We start from the raw sequence: 2,454 nt of genomic DNA on the forward strand, positions 1-2,454 counted from the left end.
TCGAAGTGGCGGCCGCTGAACATCACAAACTCCCCTGAAAACCAGAGGGCTTAATGCCGGAGATACCTTGCCATTCCGTTTGCGACAGAACCATTCCGCGCTGGGCACAGTTCCAGCCGATGGCTGAGAGACGCCGTTCTATGGTGGAGACTGTGTTCGGCTTCATGCCGCGTTCGGCCGTACCAGACGCGAGAGCCGTGATGTACAGCCCGACCACCTGCGGGTCCGGGGGCAGGAGCGTCAGGGTCTGCCGCCGACACCACGCGGAAAAATGCTTCCAGTCGGAGGCATAGGCTTTGCGCGTGTTGGCCGAGCTGGCGGCCTCGACATACCCCCTTGCTCGATCGGTGAGATCTTGCAGATGCGCCGGCACAACCAATGCAGCTTGCAGGACAGGGGAGGGGACCTCGTCGGAAGGCAAGGTGACGTCCGACGTCTCGTCTGTCACTGCTTGGTCGCTCATTCTAAGCTTCCCACGGATTGATGACGGCCGCGCCTGTGTCTTCGAAATCCTTGACGTTGCGCGTGACGAGGATCAGATCATGGACGATCGCCGTGGCGGCAATCAGCCCGTCGATATCGCCACGCGGCCTTATCGCGGCAAGACGACCCCATTCGACGGCGATCTCGTCGGTCACTGGCAATATGCGGTCGGCATGGTCGTGACGCAACTTGCGCAGCCATTCGGCCAGATGCCCCGCAGCCCTCGGATCCGACTTCTGTTTCAGGGCAACGCCGCGCATGATCTCGCCGAGCGTCAGGGCACTGAGATGGACGCTCAGTGGGTCGACCGACCTCAGCCATGAGACCGCCTGCGGCGTGCCGCGCCGCGCTTCCGAAACGATGTTGGTGTCGACGAGGTACATCAGAAGGCCACGTCGCGACTTGACGTCTTGGCGCGTGTGTCGACCGCCTCGGCGAGCACGTCGTCCCAGGCCGGACCGCCGAGCAGATCGTCAACCAGTGTGGGCCGGCCGGCCCTTAAGGCATCATAGTCGCGGGCGGACAAGACGACGGCAGTGCGTTCTCCGCGCACGGTTATCTCCTGGGGGCCCTCGTAGCGGGCCTTTTGTACAACTTTCGAGAATTGGTTCTTGGCGTCCTGTAGCTGCCATTCCATCTTTTGCTCCAATCTAGCTAGCCAGTCTAGCCATTATATGGCACATCCTTTTGGCAAATTGAAGGGAGAGCGCGCTAGGCAATCCAGATTTTCTCAGCGAATCCGCTTGATTCGCGAACCATGATACCTTTCGGTTTTCCTCAATCACCGGATTCTATCCCATTGAACTTCAATGAAAAACCATTTCCTGATTGAGCGGATTCTGCCTGGATCGACGGATAAATTGTCTACATGTCCCGCGGCTTTCGGATGCGCCAAACTGCTGATTTCATATGTTGAATGCAATAGGTACCGCTTCGGACAGCCCCCTATTGGCTCGTCGGCTTGGAACGCTTCATGGTGTCTCATATCTGTAGACGCTTGCAATCATCCTGTGTCGTGCTCGCAAACGGAGCAGATTCTTGTTCAGATTGTCTGGCAATTCCTCCGTTTTTCGTGAAATTTATACAGATAAGGAATGCTGACACAGGCAGGAAAAATGGCAAACGGTGGACGACTATTGAGCTTGGGATTGCTACTCGCAGGGCTTCTACCGGCGAATGTGCTTGCGGGACCAGAAGCTTGTACCGCGATACGGGATGCGGCTTCTCATACAATGGAGGCCGCGCGCGTTCGGATGAGGCAGGTATTGCAGTTGAGCAGCGGTACGCAGGTACAGCGCGAATGGCGGCTGATTGGCGATCGCCGGTACAGGAAGCAGGGCCACGATTCTTGGGTCAAGGATGAACGGCCCAGTGATTGGATGCAGATGCGCGGGATGAAAATCTCGAGCTGCAAACGTGCTGACCACGAGGTGATCAATGGGGCTCCGGCGACGGTCTGGGCATATTCTCGCGACCTCGAAGGTGAGCGTGGCACGGTGAAGATGTGGATTGACGAAACATCGTCGCGAATTTTGCGAACCTATATCGAATTTGAACCAAGCAAATCCCCATATCGGCAATCTGATAGTCGGTTCGACTATAGCAACGACATAGAACGTCCAGAATAGGCAAGTCGAGATATCGACCGTGGAAACACGAAACGTATCCGATCAGATTTTGGGCTGGAGGAAACAGACTTGCCTGCACAGCTTCCGCCATCAATTTTGCGGTCCGTTTTTCCACGGCGTTTGTACAGATAACGAAGGCGTGAGAAAAGGGTCCTTTGCAAGCGTATTTTATGATCTAAATCGAGAGCCATAGAGCGCGATTTCCGGCAAGGGATAGGCGCTGATCCCTCGCGACCGCCAAATGCGCGGGTTCTGTCGCAAACGGTATCGAGGTCACGGATGTGGAGCATGCACTGGGGCTCAAGCGGCAGTAAGTTCGAATTGCTCGGCGATTGACGGGCGT

General features: G+C 56.5%; 3 protein-coding genes and 1 pseudogene. 1 reads left to right on the forward strand and 3 read right to left on the reverse strand.

Annotated elements, in window-relative coordinates:
• Positions 1 to 73: 73 nt before the first annotated feature.
• The 3 genes and pseudogenes from GA0061102_RS32420 to GA0061102_RS32430 form a co-directional block, all read right to left on the reverse strand.
• Positions 74 to 463 (reverse strand): annotated as a pseudogene (locus GA0061102_RS32420) (integrase); the annotation flags it as partial.
• A gap of 1 nt (position 464) precedes the next feature.
• A complete protein-coding gene (locus tag GA0061102_RS32425) occupies positions 465 to 866 on the reverse strand; it encodes a type II toxin-antitoxin system VapC family toxin (protein WP_092856883.1) in 402 nt (133 codons plus the stop codon).
• On the reverse strand, positions 866 to 1,120 hold the full coding sequence (locus tag GA0061102_RS32430; protein ID WP_092856886.1) for a type II toxin-antitoxin system Phd/YefM family antitoxin: 255 nt from the start codon (positions 1,118 to 1,120) through the stop codon (positions 866 to 868). The genes GA0061102_RS32425 and GA0061102_RS32430 overlap by 1 nt, the downstream gene beginning before the upstream one ends.
• A 634-nt stretch (positions 1,121 to 1,754) precedes the next feature.
• On the opposite strand from GA0061102_RS32430, the gene GA0061102_RS32435 reads away from it, so the two are divergent.
• Positions 1,755 to 2,111 carry a hypothetical protein gene (locus GA0061102_RS32435; protein ID WP_139115145.1) on the forward strand — a complete coding sequence of 119 codons (357 nt, stop codon included), beginning with the start codon at positions 1,755 to 1,757 and terminating at the stop codon, positions 2,109 to 2,111.
• Positions 2,112 to 2,454: the final 343 nt, after the last annotated feature.

This window comes from Martinezella miluonensis, from assembly GCF_900094545.1.
Taxonomy (GTDB): domain Bacteria; phylum Pseudomonadota; class Alphaproteobacteria; order Rhizobiales; family Rhizobiaceae; genus Rhizobium; species Rhizobium miluonense.